At 70.9% G+C, this 17,683-nt stretch carries 15 protein-coding genes; 12 read left to right on the top strand and 3 right to left on the bottom strand.

Features of this window, described 5'->3' with window-relative positions; translation table 11 throughout:
* The first annotated feature begins 273 nt into the window (after positions 1–273).
* The 6 genes from ftsZ to AB0D99_RS20050 all read left to right on the top strand — a co-directional run bounded on the left by ftsZ (position 274) and on the right by AB0D99_RS20050 (position 5,201).
* Positions 274–1,491 (top strand): cell division protein FtsZ, encoded by a 1,218-nt coding sequence (gene ftsZ / locus AB0D99_RS20075; RefSeq protein ID WP_362363502.1) that lies wholly within the window; start codon positions 274–276, stop codon positions 1,489–1,491.
* Positions 1,488–2,216: a peptidoglycan editing factor PgeF gene (gene pgeF / locus AB0D99_RS20070; RefSeq protein WP_362363499.1), complete on the top strand. Its 729-nt coding sequence runs from the start codon at positions 1,488–1,490 to the stop codon at positions 2,214–2,216. The genes ftsZ and pgeF overlap by 4 nt, the downstream gene beginning before the upstream one ends.
* Before the next feature lies 1 nt (position 2,217).
* Positions 2,218–2,937, top strand: coding sequence for a YggS family pyridoxal phosphate-dependent enzyme (locus AB0D99_RS20065; RefSeq protein ID WP_362363496.1), 720 nt, complete (start codon positions 2,218–2,220; stop codon positions 2,935–2,937).
* A gap of 124 nt (positions 2,938–3,061) precedes the next feature.
* Positions 3,062–3,682 carry a cell division protein SepF gene (sepF, locus tag AB0D99_RS20060; protein WP_362363494.1) on the top strand — a complete coding sequence of 207 codons (621 nt, stop codon included), beginning with the start codon at positions 3,062–3,064 and terminating at the stop codon, positions 3,680–3,682.
* A gap of 78 nt (positions 3,683–3,760) precedes the next feature.
* Complete coding sequence (locus AB0D99_RS20055; protein ID WP_019885526.1) at positions 3,761–4,051, top strand: YggT family protein; 291 nt, start codon at positions 3,761–3,763, stop codon at positions 4,049–4,051.
* Between the two features lie 55 nt (positions 4,052–4,106).
* Positions 4,107–5,201 (top strand): DivIVA domain-containing protein, encoded by a 1,095-nt coding sequence (locus AB0D99_RS20050; RefSeq protein WP_362363491.1) that lies wholly within the window; start codon positions 4,107–4,109, stop codon positions 5,199–5,201.
* 433 nt (positions 5,202–5,634) lie between these two features.
* Here the strand turns inward: AB0D99_RS20050 and ileS are convergent, their stop codons facing one another.
* Positions 5,635–8,766, bottom strand: a complete 3,132-nt coding sequence (gene ileS, locus AB0D99_RS20045; RefSeq protein WP_362363488.1) for an isoleucine--tRNA ligase — start codon at positions 8,764–8,766, stop codon at positions 5,635–5,637.
* Between the two features lie 554 nt (positions 8,767–9,320).
* Here ileS and AB0D99_RS20040 point away from each other — a divergent pair.
* The 6 genes from AB0D99_RS20040 to AB0D99_RS20015 all read left to right on the top strand — a co-directional run bounded on the left by AB0D99_RS20040 (position 9,321) and on the right by AB0D99_RS20015 (position 14,658).
* Entirely contained in the window at positions 9,321–10,202 is an 882-nt protein-coding gene (locus tag AB0D99_RS20040) for a TraR/DksA family transcriptional regulator (RefSeq protein WP_362363485.1), read from the top strand.
* Positions 10,203–10,286: 84 nt separating this feature from the next.
* Positions 10,287–10,865, top strand: coding sequence for a signal peptidase II (gene lspA / locus AB0D99_RS20035; protein ID WP_362363482.1), 579 nt, complete (start codon positions 10,287–10,289; stop codon positions 10,863–10,865).
* Positions 10,866–10,882: 17 nt separating this feature from the next.
* Positions 10,883–11,824 carry an RluA family pseudouridine synthase gene (locus tag AB0D99_RS20030; RefSeq protein ID WP_361433021.1) on the top strand — a complete coding sequence of 314 codons (942 nt, stop codon included), beginning with the start codon at positions 10,883–10,885 and terminating at the stop codon, positions 11,822–11,824.
* A complete protein-coding gene (locus AB0D99_RS20025) occupies positions 11,821–12,288 on the top strand; it encodes a GNAT family N-acetyltransferase (protein ID WP_362363478.1) in 468 nt (155 codons plus the stop codon). The genes AB0D99_RS20030 and AB0D99_RS20025 overlap by 4 nt, the downstream gene beginning before the upstream one ends.
* A 187-nt stretch (positions 12,289–12,475) precedes the next feature.
* Entirely contained in the window at positions 12,476–14,062 is a 1,587-nt protein-coding gene (locus AB0D99_RS20020; protein ID WP_362363475.1) for a Na+/H+ antiporter, read from the top strand.
* Positions 14,063–14,079: 17 nt separating this feature from the next.
* On the top strand, positions 14,080–14,658 hold the full coding sequence (locus AB0D99_RS20015; protein ID WP_362363472.1) for a dienelactone hydrolase family protein: 579 nt from the start codon (positions 14,080–14,082) through the stop codon (positions 14,656–14,658).
* A 58-nt stretch (positions 14,659–14,716) separates the two neighbouring features.
* On the opposite strand, the gene AB0D99_RS20010 is transcribed toward AB0D99_RS20015, so the two are convergent.
* A complete protein-coding gene (locus AB0D99_RS20010; protein WP_362363469.1) occupies positions 14,717–15,682 on the bottom strand; it encodes a zinc metalloprotease in 966 nt (321 codons plus the stop codon).
* Between the two features lie 348 nt (positions 15,683–16,030).
* Positions 16,031–17,680, bottom strand: a complete 1,650-nt coding sequence (locus AB0D99_RS20005; RefSeq protein WP_362363466.1) for an alkaline phosphatase D family protein — start codon at positions 17,678–17,680, stop codon at positions 16,031–16,033.
* Positions 17,681–17,683 lie beyond the last annotated feature (3 nt).

Below are 17,683 nucleotides of genomic sequence, written 5' to 3'. Positions count from 1 at the left end.
CACCGCTGGCCAGCGCCCTGGTTGGCCAGCGCTATGGGTGATCACATAGGGTGAAAAGAAAAACGGGAGGTTCGGCGTGTTCGTTGAACGTGCGCCACTTGTCGACTTAGTGTCCTGTTCGGAAGAGTCCAGCGAACAGAGACACTGGTAACCCTAAACTTCAAGGTTAGGGTTCGGGTCGGCGTTTCGGACCGTCCCAATCGGCATCCGTCGTCGCGGCGCGACTACCACCGCGAAGCGGCGACACATAACTCGAGGCGAGAGGCCTTCGACGTGGCAGCACCGCAGAACTACCTCGCAGTCATCAAGGTCATCGGTGTCGGCGGCGGTGGTGTCAATGCCATCAACCGAATGATCGAGGTCGGTCTCAAGGGCGTCGAGTTCATCGCGATCAACACGGACGCGCAAGCGCTGTTGATGAGCGACGCCGACGTCAAGCTCGACGTCGGCCGTGAACTCACCCGCGGCCTCGGCGCCGGGGCCAACCCGGCCGTCGGTCGCAAGGCGGCAGAGGACCACCGTGAGGAGATCGAGGAGGTCCTCAAGGGGGCCGACATGGTCTTCGTCACCGCCGGCGAAGGTGGCGGCACCGGCACCGGCGGCGCACCCGTCGTGGCCAACATCGCGCGCTCGCTCGGCGCCCTGACGATCGGTGTGGTCACCCGGCCGTTCACCTTCGAGGGACGCCGTCGCGCCAACCAGGCGGAGGACGGCATCGCCGAGCTCCGCGAAGAGGTCGACACCCTCATCGTCATCCCGAACGACCGACTGCTCTCGATCTCGGACCGCCAGGTCTCCGTGCTCGACGCCTTCAAGTCGGCCGACCAGGTGCTGCTGAGCGGTGTGCAGGGCATCACCGACCTCATCACCACCCCCGGTCTGATCAACCTCGACTTCGCCGACGTCAAGTCGGTCATGTCCGAGGCCGGTTCCGCCCTGATGGGCATCGGCTCCGCCCGCGGCGACGACCGCGCGGTGGCGGCGGCCGAGATGGCGATCTCCTCGCCGCTCCTGGAGGCGTCCATCGACGGCGCCCGGGGCGTCCTGCTCTCCATCTCCGGCGGCTCCGACCTCGGCCTCTTCGAGATCAACGAGGCCGCACAGCTCGTGAGCGAGGCCGCGCACCCCGAGGCCAACATCATCTTCGGCGCCGTCATCGACGACGCGCTGGGCGACGAGGTCCGGGTCACGGTCATCGCGGCCGGCTTCGACGGCGGCCAGCCGCCGGCCCGCCGGGACAACATCCTCAGCTCCGCCTCGGCCAAGCGCGAGGAGCCGGCCCCGGCGCCGCGCGCCACCGAGCGCCCGCTCGGCGGCCTCGGCACCGTCGCCGCCCGGGAGGAGCCGGCCGCCCCGGCCGCTCCGGCCGAGCCCGCGCCGGCGGTCAGCGAGTCCACGCTGCCGCCGGTCACCCCGCCGGTGGTCCCGCCGGCCCGCCCGTACCCGGACACCCAGGCCGAAGAGCTGGACGTGCCGGACTTCCTGAAGTGATAGAGAAGCTCGAACCCGTGAGCGGCGCGCACTTCGCCTTCACCGACAGGTGGGGCGGGGTGAGCGCCGTTCCGTACGAGGAGCTCAACCTCGGCGGCGCGGTGGGGGACGACCCCGAAGCGGTACGCGCCAACCGGGAGCGGGTGGCGCGGGAGCTGGGGATCGACCCGTCGCAGGTGGTCTGGATGAACCAGGTCCACGGCGCGGACGTCGCGGTGGTCGACCGGCCGTGGGGGACGGACCCGATCCCGGCCGTCGACGCGATCGTCACCGCCCGGCGCGGACTCGCCCTCGCCGTCCTCACCGCCGACTGCACCCCGGTCCTCCTCGCCGACCCCGTCGCGGGGGTCGTGGCCGCGGCCCACGCGGGGCGGCCGGGGATGCTCGCCGGGGTCGTGCCGGCCGCCGTGCGGGCCATGATCGACTTGGGTGCCGACCCCGCCCGTATCGCCGCCCGTACCGGCCCCGCGGTCTGCGGGCGCTGCTACGAGGTGCCCGCCGCGATGCGGGAGGAGGTCGCGGCGGTCGAGCCGGCGGCCTTCGCGGAGACGAGCTGGGGCACCCCGGCCGTCGACGTCACCGCCGGAGTCCACGCCCAGCTGGAGCGGTCGGGGATCCGGGACCGGTGGGCCAGTGAGGTCTGCACCCGCGAGTCGGGCGACCACTTCTCGTACCGCCGCGATCGCACCACGGGGCGACTCGCGGGATATGTCTGGTTGGACTGATATGACGGACCGTAAGTCGGAACTCGCCGAAAATCTGGCACGGGTGGAGGAACGTATCTCTGCCGCCTGTGCGGCAGCCGGGCGGGAGCGCGCGGATGTGACCCTGATCGTGGTCACCAAGACCTACCCCGCGAGCGATGTGCGACTTCTGCACGAACTCGGTGTGCGGGACGTCGCGGAGAACCGGGACCAGGACGCCGCCCCCAAGGCCGCGGCCTGCGCGGATCTGGACCTGCGCTGGCATTTCGTCGGTCAGTTGCAGACCAACAAGGTCCGATCTGTGACGAGTTATGCGGATGTGGTGCAGTCCGTCGACCGTTTGAAGCTCGTCACCGCCCTGTCGGCGGCGGCGGAGAAGGGCGGGCGTGAACTCGGCTGCCTCGTCCAGGTCGCGCTCGACGCCGAGTCGGGCGCGCGGGGCGACCGGGGCGGCGTGTCGCCGGACGGCATCGAGGAGTTGGCCGCCGCGGTGGACGCCGCGCCGGGGCTGAGGCTCGACGGGCTGATGACCGTCGCGCCGCTCGCCGGCCCCTTCGCGGGGCGCCAACGTGCGGCGTTCGACCGCCTCATGGATTTGTCGACTGTCCTGCGCGCGAACCGTCCGGCTGCGAACATGGTGTCGGCGGGGATGAGTGCGGACCTCGAGGAGGCCGTGGCGGCCGGAGCGACACATGTGCGCATCGGTACGGCGGTACTGGGTGTCCGCCCCAGGCTCGGGTAACGTCGCGAAGCAAGTCGGACCACAGCAGAAAATATGGTCATTCCCGCTGATCGGCGGGCAGACCCCGTGGATCGCGGGCACTTGGTGACGATGCCGATCCACCACAGAGCGGAGGACTCAGAGAATGGCCGGCGCGATGCGCAAGATGGCGGTCTACCTCGGCCTCGTGGAGGACGATGGGTACGACGGCCGGGGCTTCGACCCCGACGACGACTTCGAACCCGAGCTGGAGCCCGAGCCCGAGCGCGAACGGCGTCACCAGCCCCCGCGGCAGATCGAGCGGGAGGAACCGGTGCGAGTGGTGCAGCCCCCCGCGCAGCGTGAACCGGTGTCCCATTCTGTCCCGGTACCCGCCGAGAGCGGACGTCCGGCCCGAATTGCCCCCGTGGCATCCATCACACCCGAACGTCCGAGCATGGAGAAGAACGCACCGGTGATCATGCCCAAGGTTGTGTCCGAGCGGGAGCCCTACCGCATCACGACGCTGCACCCCAGGACGTACAACGAGGCCCGTACCATCGGGGAACACTTCCGTGAGGGCACCCCTGTGATCATGAACCTCACGGAGATGGACGACACCGATGCGAAGCGACTTGTCGACTTTGCCGCCGGACTCGTCTTCGGGCTCCATGGCAGCATTGAGCGCGTGACGCAGAAGGTGTTCCTGTTGTCGCCTGCTAACGTCGATGTCACGGCGGAGGACAAGGCCCGGATCGCAGAGGGCGGATTCTTCAACCAGAGCTGAGAACTACGAGACCGGAACGGCCCGGCCGCGAGGCCGGACAAGCGAGAGCACGAGAGCCAGGGGAGAGGGAAGCGCGGGATGGGCGTCGCACTACAAGTGGTCTACATCGCTCTGATGTGCTTCCTCATCGTGCTGATCTTCCGATTGGTCATGGACTACGTCTTCCAGTTCGCCCGTTCATGGCAACCCGGTAAGGCGATGGTGGTCGTTCTCGAGGCCACCTACACTGTCACCGATCCACCGCTCAAGCTTCTGCGGCGGTTCATTCCGCCGCTGCGTCTCGGGGGCGTGGCACTCGACCTGTCCTTCTTCGTTCTGATGATCATCGTCTACATCCTGATCTCCATCGTGAGCAGCTTCGCGAGGTGAATGTGGACGATACGGTCTTGCCGACTGCCGACGACTACGTAGAGGTGAAGAAGAGATGCCGCTGACCCCCGAGGACGTGCGGAACAAGCAGTTCACGACCGTCCGCCTTCGAGAAGGCTATGACGAGGACGAGGTCGATGCCTTCCTCGACGAGGTCGAAGCCGAGCTGACCCGCCTGCTCCGCGAGAACGAGGACCTGCGCGCCAAGCTGGCCGCCGCGACGCGTGCCGCCGCGCAGAACCAGCAGCAGCAGGGCATGCGCAAGCCGCCGGAGCCGCAGGATCGTCCCGTCGGTCCCGGCGCCCCCGTGCCCGCCGCCATATCCGGACCGCCGGTCCAGCAGCAGCCCCCGCAGATGGGCCCGCCGCAGCTGCCGTCCGGTGCGCCGCAGCTCCCCGCCGGTCCCGGTGGCCACGGCCCCGGCCCGATGCAGGGCGGCCCGATGGGTCCCGGCCCCGGCCAGATGCAGGGCGGCCCCATGGGTCAGCCGATGGGCGGCCCCATGGGTCACCCGCAGCAGCAGATGCAGCAGCCGATGCAGCAGCAGGGCCCTGGTGGCGACAGCGCCGCGCGTGTCCTCTCGCTGGCCCAGCAGACGGCCGACCAGGCGATCGCGGAGGCCCGTTCCGAGGCCAACAAGATCGTCGGCGAGGCGCGCTCGCGCGCCGAGGGCCTGGAGCGGGACGCCCGCGCCAAGGCGGACGCGCTGGAGCGGGACGCGCAGGAGAAGCACCGCGTCGCGATGGGCTCGCTGGAGTCCGCCCGCGCCACGCTGGAGCGCAAGGTCGAGGACCTGCGCGGCTTCGAGCGCGAGTACCGCACGCGTCTGAAGTCCTACCTCGAGTCGCAGCTGCGTCAGCTGGACTCCCAGGCGGACGACTCGCTGGCCCCGCCGCGGACGCCGGCCACGGCTTCGCTGCCGCCGGCCCCGTCGATGGCCTCGGCGGGCGCGAGCGCCCCGTCGTACGGCGGCAACGGCACGATGGGCGGCGCGCCGTCCATGGGTGGCGCCCCGTCCTACGGCGGTCAGCAGCAGATGTCGCCCGCGATGACGCAGCCGATGGCTCCGGTCCGCCCGCAGGCGCCGCAGCCGATGCAGCAGGCGCCGGCGCCGATGCGCGGCTTCCTGATCGACGAGGACGACAACTGACGGCCGGCACTCGCGCGATGAGCGCGTAGCCGTCGGCAGGCTGAAGGCCGGGCCCCTGGGAAACCAGGGGCCCGGCCTTTTGCCGTGGACAGGTGCCGTGGACAGGTGCCGTGGGCGGGGGCCGGGGGCGTACGGCGTGGGCGGGCGCCCGGGGGTGCGGGTCGGGGCTGGGGAGCCCGCGGGCCGCCCCGGGGCTCTGCCCCGAGCCCCGGGGCGTGCCGCCGGGGGCTCCGCCTCGCGTCCCGGGGCGTGCCGCCGAGGGGCTCCGCCCCGCGTCTCGGCGCCGGGCTCCGCCCCGCGTCCCGGTGCCGGGCTCCGCCCCGCGTCTCGGCGCCGGGCTCCGCCCCGCGTCCCGGCGCCCGGGCGGCTCCGCTCGTGGGGAACGAAAAGGCCCGGCGCCCCGTGGGGGAGCCGGGCCTCTTTCGCGCCGGGGTCAGACCTTGCGGAGCCGGAACGTCAGGGACAGGCCCTCGTCCGTGAACGGGCTGCCGAAGGTGTCGTCCGCCTCGCCCGTCGCGTAGTCCGTCGCGAGGACCTCGTCCGCGATCAGGGTCGCATGCGCCGACAGGGCGTCCGTCGTCTCCGGGTCCGTCGACGTCCAGCGCAGGGCGATCCGGTCCGCCACGTCCAGGCCGCTGTTCTTGCGGGCCTCCTGGATCAGGCGGATCGCGTCACGCGCCAGGCCCGCCTTGCGGAGCTCCGGAGTGATCTCCAGGTCCAGCGCCACCGTCGCGCCCGCGTCCGAGGCGACCGACCAGCCCTCGCGCGGGGTCTCCGTGATGATGATCTCGTCCGGTCCGACCGTGATCGTCTCGCCGTTGACCTCCAGCGTCGCCTCGCCGCTCCGCAGCGCCAGCGACAGCGCCGCCGCGTCCGTCGCCGCGACCGCCTTCGCCACGTCCTGGACGCCCTTCCCGAAACGCTTGCCCAGCGCCCGGAAGTTCGCCTTCGCCGTCGTGTCGACCAGCGAACCGCCGACCTCGGAGAGGGACGCCACGGAGGTGACGTTCAGCTCCTCCGTGATCTGGGCCTGGAGCTCGGGGGAGAGCTCCGAGAAGCCCGTCGCGGCCACCAGCGCCCGCGACAGCGGCTGGCGGGTCTTCACGCCCGACTCCGCCCGCGTCGCCCGTCCCAGCTCCACCAGGCGGCGCACGAGCGTCATCTGCGCGGGGAGCGTCGGGTCGACCAGCGAGAGGTCCGGCTCCGGCCAGGTCGACAGGTGGACCGACTCGGGGGCGTCCGGCGTCACCGGCACCACCAGGTCCTGCCAGACCCGCTCCGTGATGAACGGGGTGAGCGGGGCCATGAGCCGGGTGACCGTCTCGATCACGTCGTGGAGGGTGCGCAGCGCCGCCGCGTCACCCTGCCAGAACCGCCGGCGCGAACGCCGCACGTACCAGTTCGACAGGTCGTCGACGAACGACGAGATCAGCTTGCCCGCCCGCTGGGTGTCGTACGACTCCAGCGCCTGGGTCACCTCGGACACCATCGTGTTCAGCTCGGACAGGAGCCACCGGTCCAGGACCGAGCGCTCCGCCGGCGCCGGGTCCGACGCGCTCGGCGCCCAGCCCGACGTGCGCGCGTACAGCGCCTGGAAGGCGACCGTGTTCCAGTAGGTGAGGAGGGTCTTCCGCACCACCTCCTGGATCGTGCCGTGGCCCACCCGGCGGGCCGCCCACGGCGAGCCGCCGGCCGCCATGAACCAGCGCACCGCGTCCGCGCCGTGCTGGTCCATCAGCGGGATCGGCTCCAGGGTGTTGCCCAGGTGCTTGGACATCTTGCGGCCGTCCTCGGCGAGGATGTGGCCGAGGCAGACCACGTTCTCGTACGAGGACTTGTCGAAGACGAGCGTGCCGACGGCCATCAGCGTGTAGAACCACCCGCGCGTCTGGTCGATGGCCTCCGAGATGAACTGCGCCGGGTAGCGCGACTCGAAGAGCTCCTTGTTCTTGTGCGGATAGCCCCACTGCGCGAACGGCATCGAGCCCGAGTCGTACCAGGCGTCGATGACCTCCGGCACGCGCGTCGCCGTCTTCGAGCAGCTCGGGCAGGGGAAGGTCACCGCGTCGATGTACGGGCGGTGCGGGTCGAGCTCCGACTGGTCCGTGCCCGTCAGCTCGGTCAGCTCGGCGCGCGAGCCCACGCACGTCAGGTGGTCGTCCTCGCAGCGCCACAGCGGCAGCGGCGTGCCCCAGTAGCGGCTGCGGGAGAGGGCCCAGTCGATGTTGTTGTTCAGCCAGTCGCCGAAGCGGCCGTGCTTGACCGAGTCCGGGAACCAGTTCGTCTTCTCGTTCTCCTGGAGAAGGCGGTCCTTCACGGCGGTCGTGCGGATGTACCAGGACGGCTGTGCGTAGTAGAGCAGCGCCGTGTGGCAGCGCCAGCAGTGCGGGTAGCTGTGCTCGTACGGGATGTGCTTGAAGAGCAGGCCGCGCGCGTCCAGGTCGGCGGTCAGCTGCTCGTCGGCCTTCTTGAAGAAGACGCCGCCGACCAGCGGCACGTCCTCCTCGAAGGTGCCGTCGGGGCGGACCGGGTTCACGACCGGCAGGCCGTAGGAGCGGCAGACCTTGAGGTCGTCCTCACCGAAGGCGGGGGACTGGTGGACCAGACCCGTACCGTCCTCGGTCGTCACGTACTCGGCGTTGACGACGTAGTGCGCCTCGCTCGGGAACTCCACCAGCTCGAAGGGGCGTTGGTACGTCCAGCGCTCCATCTCCGCGCCCGTGAAGGACTCGCCCGTGGTCACCCAGCCCTCGCCGAGCGCCTTCTCGACCAGCGGCGCGGCGACGACCAGCTTCTCCTCGCCGTCGGTCGCGACGACGTAGGTGACCTCGGGGTGGGCCGCGACGGCGGTGTTGGAGACCAGGGTCCAGGGGGTCGTCGTCCACACCAGGAGCGACGCCTGGCCCGCGAGCGGACCGGAGGTCAGCGGGAAGCGGACGAAGACGGAGGGGTCGACGACCGTCTCGTACCCCTGCGCCAGCTCGTGGTCCGAGAGGCCGGTGCCGCAGCGCGGGCACCAGGGGGCGACGCGGTGGTCCTGGACCAGCAGGCCCTTGTCGAAGATCTGCTTGAGCGACCACCAGACCGACTCGATGTACTCGGGGTCCATGGTCCGGTACGCGTCGTCGAGGTCGACCCAGTAGCCCATGCGCGTCGTCAGGTCGGCGAACGCGTCGGTGTGGCGGGTCACGGACTCGCGGCACTTGTCGTTGAACGCGGCGATGCCGTATTCCTCGATGTCCTTCTTGCCGGAGAAGCCGAGCTCCTTCTCGACGGCGAGCTCGACGGGGAGGCCGTGGCAGTCCCAGCCGGCCTTGCGGGCCACGTGGTAGCCGCGCATGGTCCGGAAGCGGGGGAAGACGTCCTTGAAGACGCGGGCCTCGATGTGGTGGGCGCCCGGCATGCCGTTGGCGGTGGGCGGACCCTCGTAGAACACCCACTCGGGGCGGCCCTCGGACTGCTCCAGGGTCTTGGCGAAGACCTTGCTCTCGCGCCAGAAATCGAGCACGGCGTGCTCGAGCGCGGGCAGGTCGACCTGGGCGGGCACCTGGCGGTACTGCGTCATCGATCTTCCTCCGGCGGACTGCTTCGTTTCCGTCCGGAGGGACGAGAGCGCCGTGCTGCGCGGCTCCCGCGGTACCACCCTCCTTGGCCCCGGGCACACGCCCGCGGCCCCCTCATTGGGGTCGCGATGCCGGGTCTAGTCGCCTGACGGCTTTCTTCCGGCGGCTCCGGGGTGATCCTTCACATCGGGCTGGCCCCCGGGCTCTCACCGTCCCCGGGTCGCTCATGGCTGCGTACGACGCTACTCGTCCCCATCCAAGCCTTTCGCTGTGCCCAGTGTACGGGGAGGGGAGCGGGTCGGCGGACCGCTTTTCCGGCGGCTCGCCGGGGCGTCCGGCGTGACCCGAATGGCCATACGGGTGCCGGCGGACTTCGGCCGGACCGGCGGAGCGGGTTCACCGGGCGGGGAGCTGGGCACAACGGAGGCAGGCAGGTCATGCCGGGGGCATGGGCGGGTGCGAAACGGCGGCGTGCCCCGTTGCCGCGGGCCCTGGGCCGATTTATCGTCCCAGCACGATTCGCGAGCAAGATCACAAAATGTGAAGGGGCCGCGACATGGTGGCGAAGAAGACCGCCGCGAAGAAGACCTCGACCGCCGGTGCGGGTGGGGCGGCCAAGGACGTCACCGGGAAGAAGACCGCGGTCACGAAGAAGGCGAACGCGGTGGCCCCGGCACGCAGGAGCACGGCGAAGAAGACGGCCGCGGCCGACGAGAAGGCCCCGGCGGGCGAGGCGGACGCGAAGAAGGCTCCGGCGGCCAAGAAGACCAGGGCCGCCGCGGCGGAGACGGCCACGAAGAAGGCCGCCGCGGCCAAGAGGTCCGCGACGGCCGAGACGGACACGTCCACGGCCGCCGGGAAGGCCGCGGCGAAGAAGGCCCCGGCGGCGAAGAAGGCCGCGGCCAAGAAGGCCGCGGTCACGAAGAAGGCCGCGTCCGCGGCGCAGGCGAAGCAGACAGGAGCCAGGACGGTGGCAGCGAAGAAGACCGCGGGTGGCGTCACGACGGCCGAGGACGAGGCCGCGGTCCCCCCGGCCCGTACCGGCGAGCTCGCGGTGCGCCCCGGGGAGGATCCCTGGACGCCCGAGGAGGTCGCGGAGGCCCGCGCCGAGCTGGAGAGCGAGGTGCTCAGGCTCCGGGCCGAGCTGCTCCACTCCAAGGAGGAGCTGACCGGACTGATGCGGGACTCCGGTGACGGCGCGGGCGACGACCAGGCCGACACCGGGACCAAGAACATCACCCGCGAGCACGAGCTCGCCCTGGCCGCCAACGCCCGCGAGATGCTCGAACAGTCCGAGCACGCCCTGGAGCGGCTGGACGCGGGCACCTACGGGCTCTGCGAGGTCTGCGGCAAGCCGATCGGCAAGGCGCGGATGCAGGCGTTCCCGCGGGCCACCCTCTGTGTCGAGGACAAGCAGAAGCAGGAACGTCGCGGCTGATTCGGTGCCCGGCTGCCCTGACGGTGCCGTGGGGGCGTGACGTACCCTCGTGCACAGTCAGGGCACCTAGGTTGAGGGACTCACGTGGCAGAGGCGGAGCGCATCATCGGTACGCCGGATTCAGACGCGGACGGCGCGGCGGACGGCGAGGCCGCGGCCCCCGCCGAGCGGCCCAGGGGCAAGCGCAAGATCGCCGCGCTCTTCGTGGTCGCCCTGCTCGCGTACCTGCTCGACCTCGGAAGCAAGCTGCTCGTGGTCGCCGAGCTGGAGGGCCGCGAGCCGATCCGGGTCGTCGGGGACCTGCTGACGTTCCACGTGATCCGGAACCCGGGCGCGGCCTTCGGCATGGGCGAGGCCTTCACGATCATCTTCACGTTCATCGCGGCGACGGTGATCGTCGTGATCGCCCGGCTCGCGCGCAAGCTCTACAGCACCTGGTGGGCCATCGCCCTCGGTCTGCTGCTCGGCGGTGCGCTGGGCAATCTGACCGACCGCATCTTCCGCTCGCCCGGAGTCTTCGAGGGCGCGGTCGTCGACTTCATCGCCCCGGCGCACTTCGCCGTCTTCAACCTCGCGGACTCGGCGATCGTCTGCGGCGGCTTCCTGATCGTGATCCTGTCCTTCCGGGGCCTGGACCCCGACGGCACCGTCCACAAGGACTGACAAGGCATACTCGACGGGTGAGTACGAGTCCCGAGATCCGCACCCTGCCCGTTCCCGATGGTCTGGAGGGCGAGCGCGTCGACGCCGCCATCGCCCGGATGTTCGGGTTCTCCCGCACGAAGGCGGCCGAGCTGGCCGCCTCCGGGAAGGTACAGGTCGACGGCGCCGTCGTCGGCAAGTCCGAGCGGGTCAGCGGCGGTGCCTGGCTGGAGGTCGAGATGCCCGGCGCCCCGGCGCCCGTGCAGATCGTGGCCGAGCCCGTCGAGGGCATGGAGATCATCCACGACGACGACGACATCGTCGTGATCATGAAGCCGATCGGTGTGGCCGCCCACCCGAGCCCGGGCTGGACCGGCACGACCGTCATCGGCGGCCTCGCCGCGGCCGGCTACCGCATCTCCACCTCCGGTGCCGCCGAGCGCCAGGGCATCGTGCACCGGCTCGACGTCGGCACCTCGGGCCTCATGGTCGTCGCCAAGTCGGAGCGGGCGTACACGCTGCTCAAGGCGCAGTTCAAGGAGCGGGTCGTCGACAAGCGCTACCACGCGCTGGTCCAGGGCCACCCGGACCCGATGAGCGGCACCATCGACGCGCCGATCGGCCGCCACCCCCAGCACGACTACAAGTGGGCCGTGACCGCCGAGGGCAAGCCGTCGGTGACGCACTACGACCTGATCGAGGCGTACCGCGCGGCCTCGCTGCTCGACATCAAGCTGGAGACCGGCCGCACCCACCAGATCCGGGTGCACATGTCGGCCCACCGCCACCCCTGCGTCGGCGACCTCACCTACGGCGCCGACCCGACGATGGCGAAGCGGCTCGGTCTGACGAGGCAGTGGCTCCACGCCGTACGGCTGGGCTTCGAGCACCCGTCGGACGGGCGCTGGGTCGAGTTCGCGAGCACCTACCCGGCGGACCTCCAGAACGCGCTGGACCGGATCGCGGCGGAGAGCGCGTGACCGCGGGGTTCTCGGTCCGGGAGGTGCGCGGCCCCGAGGACCGCGAGGCGTGCTTCGTGGTGCGGCGGGAGGTCTTCGTGGTCGAGCAGCGGGTGCCGCAGGAGATCGAGTACGACCGGTACGACGAGACCGCCGTGCACGTCCTCGCCGTCCGCGAGGACGGGCTGCCGCTGGGCACCGGACGGCTGATCCACGGTGAGGACGCGGTCGGCAAGACCGGCGCCGACACGTCCGTCGGCTCGCTGGGGCGGCTCGCGGTCACCAAGGCCGCGCGCGGTCTCGGGGTCGGCGTGGCGCTCGTCCACGCGATCGAGGACGCCGCCCGTGCCCGCGGGCTGTCCGCCGTGGACCTCCACGCCCAGACCCAGGCGCTGGGCTTCTACGAGCGGCTCGGCTACGAGGCGTACGGCCCCGAGTTCCAGGACGCGGGCATCCCGCACCGCTCGATGCGGCGGGCGCTCTAGGCCGATCCCGTCGGGGGGCCGCGCACGCGCGCACCCCCGAGGCGCGTTCCCGTACCGGTGCACGGAGGCGTGGACCGGCCCGCGCCCCTGAGCGGCGTCGTGCGGCGGGTTTGGGGGGATTCGTTCCTGCGCGTGGCAGGGTTGAGGCCCGATCATCGACCGTGCCGTCCGGCCGGGAGGGCTCACCGTGGACCAATTGGCCCTGTTGTTCCTGCTGTTGCTCGGCGCGCTGCTCACCGTGCCGCTCGGGGACCGGCTCGGGCTGCCGGCTCCCGTGCTGATGACCCTCGTCGGGATCGTGCTGGCCTTCCTGCCCTTCGTGCCCAACGTCGAGATCCCGCCCGAGTACATCCTGCCGCTCGTCCTGCCGCCGCTCCTCTACGCCTCCGTGCAGCGCACCTCCTGGCGGCAGTTCGCGGCCAACCGCCGGCCCATCTTCCTGCTCGCCGTCGCCCTGGTCTTCGTCACCACGGCCGCCGTCGCCGCCACGGCGAACGCGCTCGTCCCCGGGCTTCCCCTCGCCGCCGCCGTCGCGCTCGGGGCCCTCGTCGCCCCGCCCGACCCGGTCGCGGCGACCGCCGTCGCCGGTTCGCTCGGGCTGCCGCGCCGGCTGGTGTCGATCCTGGAGGGCGAGGGGCTCTTCAACGACGTCACCGCGATCGTGCTCTACCACGTGGCCATCGGCGCGGCCGTCGGCGGCTCCTTCTCCTGGCAGGGCGCGGGCGCCGAACTCGTCCTGTCGGCCGTCGTGGCCATCGCCGTCGGACTCGTCCTCGGCTGGCTCAGCAACCAGCTGATGGGCCTGCTCGGCGAGCCCACCCTGCAGACCGGGCTCACCCTCCTCGTCCCGTTCGTCGCCTACGTCCTCGCCGAGGAGCTGCACGGCTCCGGTGTGCTGGCCGTCCTCGTCGTCGCCCTCTACCTGGCCGAGCACGCGCTCGACGCCGACGACGTCATGGGCCGGCTCGCCGGACAGACCTTCTGGCAGATCGTCGACACCCTGGTCACGGGCATCGCCTTCGGCCTCATCGGGCTCGAACTGCAGCACGTCTTCGGCACCAGCGACGGCCGTCTGGCGGAGATGCTCGGCTGGGGCGCGGCGGTGACCGGTGTCGTCATCGGCGTACGGCTGCTGTGGCTGATGCCCGCCACCTGGCTGGCCAAGCGGCTGCACACGCGCCGCGACTACGACGAGGAGATCCCCATGAGCTGGCGGGAGACCGTCGTCATGTGGTGGTCCGGGATGCGGGGGGTGGCCTCGGTGGCGCTGGCGCTCGCCATCCCGCTGCGTACGGACGACGGCGCGCCGTTTCCCGGCCGGGACGAGATCGTGTTCATCGCCTTCTGCGTGATCATGACCACGCTGGTCCTCCAGGGACTCACCCTGCCCTGGCTGGTCAAGCGGCTCGGGGTGGAGGCCGACACGGACGCCGAGCGGGCCCTGGAGCGCGAGCTCGCGCTCCGTGCGGCGAAGGCGGCCAAGCGCCGGCTGAAGGAGATCGAGGACGTGGAGGAGCTGCCCGAGGAGGTCCAGGAGCGGCTGCTGCGCGGGGCGTTCGACATCGGGGCGCGGATCAGTCCGGACATGCTGGACGAGGAGCGGCGGGCGGCGTTCGCCGAGCGGGCCGGGCGCCTCAAGGCCGTGCAGCGCATCCAGCGGGAGATGATGTCGGCCGCCCGCCACGAGGTGCTCTCGGCGCGGAACGAGCCGGGCACCGATCCCGAGGTGGTCGACCGGGTGCTGCGCCAGCTGGACGTGCGCAGCATGAGGTGACGCGGCCGGCTGGCAGGATGGACGGCATGGACATCATGCTTTTCCACTCGACCTACGGTCTGCGTCCGGCGGTGGAGGCCGCGGCCGAACGGCTGCGGGCCGCCGGGCACCTGGTGCACGTGCCCGACCTCTTCGAGGGCCGGACCGCCGAGACCGTGGAAGAGGGGATGGCGATCAAGGAGGAGATCGGCAAGGACGAGCTGCTGCGGCGGGCGATCCTCGCCGCGGCTCCGTACTCCGAGCGCGGACTCCTCTACGCGGGCTTCTCGTTCGGCGCCTCGGTCGCGCAGACCCTCGCGCTGGGCGACGACAAGGCGCGCGGGCTGCTGCTGCTCCACGGCACCTCGGACATCGCCGAGAGCGCGACCGCCGACGACCTGCCCGTACAGCTGCACATCGCCGACCCGGACCCCTTCGAGTCGCACGACTGGCTGACGTCCTGGTATCTGCGGATGGGCAAGGCGGGGGCGGACGTGGAGGTCTACCGCTACCCCGGGGCCGGTCACCTGTACACCGACCCCGAACTGCCCGACTGGGACGAGCCCGCCGCCGAGCGGACCTGGGCGGTCGCGCTGGCGTTCCTGGAGAGTCTGTAGGACATGCGGAAGGGCACGGCGGGGGCTCTCCCGCCGTGCCCTTCCGTCCCGCTGTGTGTCAGCCGGCGCGGTACGCGGACCACATGTCGTTCATCCGCGTGACCTGGCCGGAGGTGAACTGGTACATGCAGGCGTCGTACGTGTAGTCCATGAAGTTGTGGATCGGGTCCACACCCGTCTTGGACGCGCAGCTGTCACGGCCGGTCGGGCACTCGTAGGCCGGGCTCTTCTCGGCCGGGGTGTCGCTGACGTAGTCGCCGTTTCCGTTGCAGCCGCCCTGGAAGGTGTGGTAAAGCCCCAGCCAGTGGCCGACCTCGTGGGTCGCGGTGTCACCCTCGTTGTAGTTGGCGGCGGAGCCGCCCGGCAGCGAGGAGTCGAGGACGACGACACCGTCCATCGACGGGCTGGAGTTGTACGAGGACGGGAAGGTCGCCCAGCCGAGCAGGCCGCCGCTGAGCTTGGCCGTGTAGAAGTTCAGCGCGCCGGCGCCGCCCTTGCGCAGCGTCTGCTTCATCTGCTTCTCGGCCGTGGAGCCGGACGCCAGGTTGTACCAGGTGGCGTTGTCCGTGTAGTCGGTCGAGGCGAGCGTGAACTGGAAGTTGGTGTTCACGTTGCCGGTGCCCTGGCCGCCGTAGGCCGCGTTGAGGACGGCCATCTGGTTGTTGATGGCGGTGGCGCTCAGCTTGCCCGTGGTGCCGCTGTGGATGACGTGGAAGTAGACGGGGATGTTCACCACGGCGGCGGTGGAGTTCATGCCGCTCGCGCGGACCGATTCCAGTCTCTTCTTCAGGTCCGCGTCCATGGCCTTGGCCTGGGCGGCGGAGATCTCGTTGGGCTCGTGGCCGTGGTCGTCGGCGCCGCGGGCCTTGCGGGCGCCGGAGAGGGCCTCGGTGCCCTCCGCGCACTCCTCGGCGGAGGGAGCGGCGGCCGTCGTGGTGGCGGCCGGGGCGGCCGACGGAGCGGAGAGGGGGGCCAGGGCCAGGGTTCCGGCCATGACCGCAGTGCCGAGTACACGACGTGACATACGCGGCGATATACGAACAAGAGCACGCACTGGTGACTCCTCGCGGGGGGTTCGTGGAGAGGTAGTTCCTCGCCACCGCGGGGAGATTACGGGTCCATGTCAGAAGCTGTTGAGCATTGATCAAGCCCATTCATTCGTGGGGCAATTCGGGGCATCGGGAAGAAAAACTTTCGTCCGTTCCGGAGTTTGAGACATCGACGTAACGAACGAGGGGCCAGAGGCGGGTGGTGTGTCCGGATTCGGTCGTCCGAAATCACCACCCGCCGTAGCGGTGTGATCTTCCGTTAACAGACGGGATCATGGCTGAAAATCGACCATGCCGTCAGGCCCGTGAGAGGCCGGGCGGGCTCAGCGCACCGGCTGGTACACCCGCTCGACGCGTTGTGTCCCGTTCTGCGTCCGGTACGAGCGCGACCAGGCGGCCGTCGCGTCCGCCTTCGCCTTGTCGGAGACCGTGTAGTAGTCCATCTGCGACCGCTCGGCGGTCACGTCGAGCACGCCGTAGCCGTGGTGGTCCATGTCCACCCACTTCACATGGCGGTTGGCGGCCTTGACCGCCCCGGCCGCCACGACCGAGAGCGTGCCCGGCGCCACATGGAGGATGTCGTCCAGGTTGTCCGAGCTCACCGAGGTGACCACGAACTCGGTGGCCGCCGACTGCGACAGCGGGTACGTCGCGGCCTTCACGGGCACGTCGTTGGCCCAGGCCATGTGGATGTCGCCGGTCAGGAAGACGGTGTTGCGGATGGACCGCTGGGTCAGATGGGACAGCAGCTCCCTGCGGTCGTCCGTGTAGCCGTCCCACTGGTCGACGTTGACCGCGAGCCCCTCCTTCGGCAGTCCGAGCAACTCCGCCAGCGGGGAGAGCAGATGGGCCGGCAGAGCGCCGAAGGCGACCGGCGAGATCATCACCGAGGTGCCGACCAGCTTCCAGGTCGCGTCGGAGCCGGCGAGGCCGGACTTCAGCCAGTCCAGCTGGGCCCGGCCGGTGAGCGTGCGCTCCGGGTCGTCGACGGCCCCCTTGCCCACGCCCGCCTGCTGCGAGCGGAAGGAGCGCAGGTCGAGCAGGTGCAGATCGGCCAGCTTGCCGAAGCGCAACCGCCGGTAGACCGTGCCCTCGGTCGAGGCGCGGACCGGCATCCACTCGAAGTACGCCTGCTTGGCCGCGGCGATCCGGGCCGCCCAGTCGCCCTCCGCGCCGGGCGTGTGGTTCTCCGCCCCGCCCGACCAGGCGTCGTTGGCGACCTCGTGGTCGTCCCAGATCGCGATCATCGGATGCGCGGCATGCAGCGCCTGCAGATCGGAGTCCGTCTTGTACGTGCCGTGCCGGGTGCGGTAGTCGGACAGCGAGACGATCTCGTGCTTGGGCTCGTGCTGCCGGACGACGTACTTCGCGTCGGGGTAGTCGCCGGTGCCGTACTCGTAGATGTAGTCGCCGAGATGGAGGATCGCGTCCAGGTCCGCGCGGCCCGCGAGGTGGCGGTACGCGGAGAAGTAGCCGGACTCCCAGTTGGAGCAGGAGACGACTCCGAAGCGGACGCCGGGCGTGGCGGCGTCGGTGGCGGGGGTGGTGCGGGTGCGGCCGACGGGGGAGACGGTGTCGCCCGCCGTGAAGCGGTACCAATGAGCGGTCGCCGGGCGAAGGCCCCGGACGTCCACTTTGACCGTGTGGTCGGAGGCGGCGGTGGCATCGGCGGTGCCACGGGCCACGATCCGGGTGAAGGCCCGGTCCTCGGCCACCTCCCAGCCGACCGCGACGGCGGGGCCTCTGCCGGAGCCGGGGACGGCGTCGGGGGTGGGTGTCACACGGGTCCAGAGCAGGACGCCGTCGGGAAGCGGGTCGCCGGAGGCGACTCCGTGCAGGAACGCGGGTGCCTCGGAGTCCGCGAACGCGGGGGAGGCGGCGCCCACCAGCGCCGGCGCGGCGACCGCCGTGACGGCGGCGGCCTTCACGACCGCACGGCGGGTGGGGGCAGGGGGTATGTGTCGACTGGTCACGGG

It is taken from the genome of Streptomyces sp. NPDC047971 (assembly GCF_040653355.1).
In the GTDB taxonomy this organism is placed as follows: domain Bacteria; phylum Actinomycetota; class Actinomycetes; order Streptomycetales; family Streptomycetaceae; genus Streptomyces.
This window is presented reverse-complemented; position numbering and strand designations above follow the sequence as displayed.